5 protein-coding genes are annotated in these 5763 nt (G+C 42.6%); 2 read left to right on the top strand and 3 right to left on the bottom strand.

All coding sequences use genetic code 11. The features are described from left to right. Nucleotides 1-254 precede the first annotated feature (254 nt). Complete coding sequence (locus IM496_RS17310; protein ID WP_287662706.1) at nucleotides 255-713, top strand: hypothetical protein; 459 nt, start codon at nucleotides 255-257, stop codon at nucleotides 711-713. 274 nt (nucleotides 714-987) lie between these two features. Here IM496_RS17310 and IM496_RS17305 read toward each other — a convergent pair whose 3' ends face one another. The 3 genes from IM496_RS17305 to IM496_RS17295 all read right to left on the bottom strand — a co-directional run bounded on the left by IM496_RS17305 (nucleotide 988) and on the right by IM496_RS17295 (nucleotide 5027). Next, on the bottom strand, nucleotides 988-3198 hold the full coding sequence (locus tag IM496_RS17305) for an aromatic acid exporter family protein (protein ID WP_287662705.1): 2211 nt from the start codon (nucleotides 3196-3198) through the stop codon (nucleotides 988-990). Nucleotides 3199-3253: 55 nt separating this feature from the next. Then, entirely contained in the window at nucleotides 3254-3430 is a 177-nt protein-coding gene (locus IM496_RS17300) for a hypothetical protein (RefSeq protein WP_002735384.1), read from the bottom strand. A gap of 64 nt (nucleotides 3431-3494) precedes the next feature. Beyond that, the gene (locus tag IM496_RS17295) at nucleotides 3495-5027 is read right to left on the bottom strand and encodes an NHLP bacteriocin system secretion protein (protein WP_353737646.1); all 1533 of its coding nucleotides are present in this window, start codon (nucleotides 5025-5027) and stop codon (nucleotides 3495-3497) included. A gap of 547 nt (nucleotides 5028-5574) precedes the next feature. Between IM496_RS17295 and IM496_RS17290 the strand changes: the two genes are divergently transcribed. Then, nucleotides 5575-5763 (top strand): DUF3782 domain-containing protein (locus IM496_RS17290; protein WP_287662701.1); only part of this gene is annotated, 189 nt, incomplete at its 3' end.

The raw sequence follows: 5763 nt of genomic DNA, 5'->3' as shown, positions 1-5763 counted from the left end.
TTAATAATAATTCCTAGTAAGCTCGCTCCTATCCCTAATTCTTTCGTTAGCTTTTTGCCTAGAATCGCTAAATCTATTTCTAGCGAGAGAAGCTAGAAGCCTTTGTTGGCAAGTTTTCTAGCTCGCTTGTCCCCCTGTCAGTAGATCTATAACAGGAGTTATTCATGCCCTGACAAAGGTGCGATTAATCTATAACTCCTGTAAGCGAATCCAATTTTATCAAGATTTTCTGAAGCACTAGGGATGTTTAAGCAATGCCTAAAATAATTAAAGACAACAATTCACCTAAAATAATTAAGACGGGTGATGCTACCGATCCAATCACAGGCGAAGTACGTGTTTTTCTCCAAATCTCCTATACCGTAGAATTATCGTTTGAGGACAAATCATTAATTGATAGTGGAATTCAATTTATTGAGTATATTGAACTACTGGGTTTTGACCAAGAAAGACAAATCACTAATGACTATCCCTACAGTTCTCTCGATCAAATAGTGCATCCTATCCAAATACTTAATGACGATCCGAGAGTTAAAACTGCAATTCAAAACGCAAAACAAGCCGATTTCCCCATAAAAGTAGATCGAGAGCGTAACATCAGAGTTTTGAGAAAGTTTCTTAAGGAAGATCCAACTGGAGACAATGAGATAGTCTGCAAAGTATCAATTTTTCTAGGGGCTATTGAAATTGCCAAAAACCCCGTATTGATTTAGTAGAATGGTAGGGTGGGCAGAATTTTACCCACCCTCCTTATTGTAATTATCGTTACAGATAAATGGCGAAACCCAACATTCCTAACTACATTGGTGGGGTTGGGTTTCGCTAAAGCTTAGATAATAGTGCGATCGCCGATCTTGTAGGGTGCGTTACGGCGAATTATTAATTTTAGTTTTTTGACTAAATTGATAGCCGCCTAACGCACCCTACACTCTGAATATACAGCCCTGAGAGCAGAAATCCTTCAGGCTGATAATGTTTGCCTATTACCTATTGGGTGTAGGCAGGTAAGTCTTGACTCATTTGATTTAAGTTGCTGGCAATGGCTTTCATCGTCATAAAAGCCGAGCTAAAGGCGATTAGCTCATTTAAGGGATAACTTCGACTCTCAACCCGCAAGCTCAGTAATTGCTTCTCAAGGGATTCAATTTCTTCGATGAGCAATTCTAACTTTGGTGGGTTGAGAATTACTTGGGCAGCGATCGCCTCAGCAATTTCATCAAAAGCGATCGCGGTTTGTTGTGCGATCGCTTGTAATTCAGGTAAAAACTTTTGTCGTATCGGTTCAGGAAGCGGTTGCTGTAGCACATCTTGTAAAGCATCCAGTTGAGCCCAGAGTTTTTGTTCGTAGCCGATGGAGAAATTCCAAAAATTTTGGTGTTTGGTTGCTAAAACCGTGGAAATTTGTTCGAGACTGGCAATCTTAACCGAGGCTGGATGTTGGGCGATCGCCACTGTGATTGCCTGCTTCAGTTGGGGGATATCTGACGGTGGTATCGTATCCTGAAAATAGCCTGACAGCAGTTTTTGATATAGCTGTCCCATTTTCTTAAAAGTCACAGAAAAATCTGTTTCCAGTTGGTTTGTAGCCGATTTTGTCATAAATACAGTGGTCAGCAACACCCCCAGAAACGCACCTACGGGAACTGAAATCAGTGCGGCCCAAATTCCTTGCTCGAAAAAAGGAAAAATATCCTTCCCGATGGCATCGGCTGCTACAATCGCACCGATGCGAGCGATTGGCGTAAACCCCAGCCAAGCACAACTGAAGTAGGCGAAAAAATAAGCCAGACTGCTACTAAAAGGATTATAACCAAAGGACTTGACCAACAGGTAAATACAGAGAATTGTCAAACTCAAGGAAACAGTGGCCGCCCAACCGATTGCGATCGCTCGCCCCCTTGTCGGTTGAATGACAGTGACCACTGCACCTATGATCACAATATCTGCCACTTTTTCGTAAGCAGAAGGATAGGGAAACTCGATGTGACGAATAATAGCCAGTAACAAACCAATAACCACGCCAAGACTGACAATTTCTCTCAGGCGTTTTAGGGATATAGGGGCCCATTTGGGAAAGGTAATCAGGTGTCTTCGCCTGAAAGTTGCAGTTACTTTGGTTTTATCGATTATCCTGCCTCCTAATCCCTCGCATTGTTGGATAAATCGAGATACAAGTTGAATAAATTGATAAAACTGTAGTGATTCTTGAACATCATACCGGTCAATCTCTCCACTTGTTCGGAGATGATCAAGTTTACCCCCAATATTCGCTAAATCTTCTTCTAATTCTGTCAGGTAAGGGGTAGCTAAGATTTTTTTGCCGTTACTCAAATCCCTCAAGCTATCAAAGCTGTCGGTAAGATGAGTCGCCAATTGGTTTAATTCATCACTGAACTGATGCACTAAATTTTGTTCATGCTTTTCGCCCTTAAAAGCCATCAGATCAGCTAATTGTCGAGTCAATTGGTTCTGAATTGCCAAGATTTCACTCCAATTTTCTGCCACCAATATCTCACTACCGAATTCATGGGTTGCTTTTGTGAGTGTTGAAAGGCTAGTTTGTGTTGATTTTTTAATCTGATTGAGTAAGTTAAGCTCGTTCTGCTCAATAGAAAGAGAATAATCCCGCTCCTCGACCTCAGTTTTTAAGTGGCGATCAAGAATTTTTTGGAACAAGTGCGGTATATCTTGAAGGATTCCCATCAAGTTCCGGTTGAGATCGGCTCGAGTATTCTGGGGCCAAAATAGTAAGGCCACAGCAATTCCCACAGCGATTCCGATCCAGTTATCGATCAGGCGCGATCGCAAATAGAGCCAGATATCTTGTTGTGCTGATGTTCCTACCACTCTCATGGCAATTAAAGCGCCCAGTAGTGTGGCTTGGGAATAAGCGGCTTGCCATCGGTAAGTTTCACAGATCAGGGCGGCTAAAATGTAGGTGAGAGAGGGAATGACAAAAAAACTTGAGCCTTGGATTCCGTAGGCGTTCACCAGGATAGCCGCAATGATTCCCCCCAAAGCACTTCCCCCCAAACGCCCCAAACCTGCCGCAATCGCACCTCCCATCGATGGCTCAATCAGTACAGATACATACCCAAAGACGGGATAGACAAAGTTGTCTAATACATTTCCTCGGTGCCAAAAGAAACTCGTTAAGAGAGCAGCACCCAGGGAAAACTTCAATCCCTGTCTGATCATTAGCCCGTTTTTACTGTCCAAGGTATCTCTATATCCTTTTTCGACTTACTCATTGTTACCCATTAATCGCTCGCTCAATCCCATATAAAATCAGTGCCAAAAAAGTCACCAACCAAAACCAAAGCTGAGGAGGCTCACTATGGATCAAGATTACTAAGACAAACGCTGCGGCAATAATCCACCACTTAAACCACCAAGTCCACCATTGAGAACGTCTTTTCGGATTTTCCATATTAGGTTTAACCGTTTATTCTAGTCGTTGTTTCTTTCAGCTACTTACGCTCGCAAGATTGTGGTTAACGGTCGTACACCCCTGTAATCCAGCGAAAAGCAGGGGTTATGTAACTCACCAAAGAACGCTCTTCTACCACAGCATGGACATCTGCGGTAGTCCCGTTGGTAATTCTTTGGGGTGCTCCCTTGGCTTGGGTCCAGTAAAAACCACTCGGTGTATTGCGATCAACCTTCAGCGCTAAAGTGGCTTTGATAACACTTGCATTGACGGGTATAGGCTTATCGCGATCGTCTTCATCTCTACCCAGAAACAGTTTGCTGGCGAGTTCATGACTTCCGACTATATTTGCTAGTTCTGCCACAGTTACCGGCTGCTGATCGACGGTAATTACCTTAGCAACGATACCCCCATAGCGTTCGCGATCATAGAGATCGGGAACGACTTCTACTTCCTTGCCCGGTTCTAATCGTTTGGCATCACCACTCTTAAACAAGGCCACCACGTTGGTCTTGGCCTTTAGATTGGAGACTTCTAACGTACCGATGCGCCCCCCCGGAGCCAAAACTTCCCCCGGATTAACAGATAAGTCTAAAATCTGGCCGTTGTACAGACTCACTACATTTTTGTTGGCTTGAATGGTGGTTCTTAACGTATTAATCTCTCGTTGCTGGTCAGCGATCGCATTGTAACGAAGAATATCACTGGCTGTATCTTGCAGGTCTATTTGCCGTTTTTCTGTGTTTAGTATATTATTCTGTGCCGTCAATGCGTTCATCTGCGCTCGCAGGCTTTCATCAACCCCCTTAAGGCGATCGAGTTCTATTTGGACGCGATTGATACTATTAGAAGCCTCTAGATTATTGAACTGAAACAAATAGGAGGGAAAATCTAGCTTGGCGACAGCCCCCTCTTCGATAAGTTTATCGTAGGCGGCTAGTCTTTCATCCGTTGAGTTCTGGAAATTTTTAAGATATCGAGCATGGGAGAGATAGGCTTCTCGCTGTTTTTGATTACTGGATAATTGAACTTGAAGTGCTTTAATCTGAAGCTGATTCGCCTTTTGCTGGCGATCTATTGAGGCTGCATTCAATTGGCGACGACTCACTTCAATAGAGTCAACTCTTTTATCCTGCTGCTTGAGATCTGCTAGTCTATCCTTTTTATCCCTTAATTCTGTTTCTAATTCAGGAAACTCTAAAGTTGCCAGTAATTGACCTTTTTTGACAGAATCTCCCGGTTGAATCAGGAGGGTTAACACCCGCCCACCTTGACGGGGTTCGATATTAACAATAGAACGAGGAATCAAAATGACCGCTCGTCCTTGAACAGGAGTCGGAATCTTACCAACTATCGCCCAATAACTCAGTCCTCCGAGCAAAAGACCCAACGGCATTAAGCGCAGGATTATCTCCCCTAATCTTCCTGTTGGCTCCGAATATTTAAACGTTTTTTCCGAATCAATTTTAGGATCAATTCCCGTTTTTATTTGATTATTATCCTGATGTTCTATTCTAGCCTGCGTTGTTTTCTTCGCACCCATATCTGGCTGCTGATGATTCTGATCAGACATAGATTCGGCTTGATTTTTTGCCATTGTACTGAAATGAGTAAAAATCACTTAATTTGTAACATGATAAACATTCAGAGAATATTACTTTAGATTAGAAAAATCCTCTGAAAAAATCGCTCAAGCTATTTTTGACATAAGATAACTAGGATACCTCGAAAGATTTACCGAAGGCTCAAACCTTTAAAATTTCCTGTAAGAAACCTAATAAAGTATTACTCTTGATGTGACCTAAAACAACCTAATTAGGGATCAAGTGTTTGAGTCCAACACTCCGACTAGAGAGATAATCTATCAAGGGAGTTTACACCATTCTAGCTTCTAACTTACATAAGGCGCATAGCTTTATTGTAACCGTTCAGGGGGGGGATGTCAAGCCGCCAGTGGCATTGACTCAGTGGAAGGACTCTCCTGGGGCAGCACAGAGATGGATACTACTCTTTCACATTAGCCGCTCTTTTCCACGTCTTTTTAGATTATCAGATTTTGTCACCCCCTGAACGGTTACTTCAAGGGAGAAAAAGCGATCGGGCTATAATAGAGAAAATTTCATTTTAACTTGAGAAAATTCATTATGACAGCCACTATTGAAGACATTCGGGCAATACTAAAGGAATTGGCTCAATCCCAACAAGAGTTATCCCAAGCTCAAAAAGAAACAGATAAGCAAATTAACAGAGTTAGTAAGCAGATTGGGGAGTTGGGCAATCGTTTAGGAGAGTTTGTCGAGTGGCAAGTGCGTCCTGCGGTGGTGCGTCTGTTT

The sequence above is a fragment of the Microcystis sp. M049S2 genome (assembly GCF_020245625.1).
Lineage (GTDB): Bacteria > Cyanobacteriota > Cyanobacteriia > Cyanobacteriales > Microcystaceae > Microcystis > Microcystis ichthyoblabe_A.
The sequence above is the reverse complement of the archived record's forward strand: the minus strand, read 5'-3'. Positions and strand labels throughout refer to the sequence as shown.

Bases quoted from the DNA above. Each gene is read 5' to 3' on its own strand.
- IM496_RS17310 (WP_287662706.1), top strand. From the start codon at position 255: ATGCCTAAAATAATTAAAGACAACAATTCACCTAAAATAATTAAGACG.
- IM496_RS17305 (WP_287662705.1), bottom strand. From the start codon at position 3,198: ATGATCAGACAGGGATTGAAGTTTTCCCTGGGTGCTGCTCTCTTAACG.
- IM496_RS17300 (WP_002735384.1), bottom strand. From the start codon at position 3,430: ATGGAAAATCCGAAAAGACGTTCTCAATGGTGGACTTGGTGGTTTAAG.
- IM496_RS17295 (WP_353737646.1), bottom strand. From the start codon at position 5,027: ATGGCAAAAAATCAAGCCGAATCTATGTCTGATCAGAATCATCAGCAG.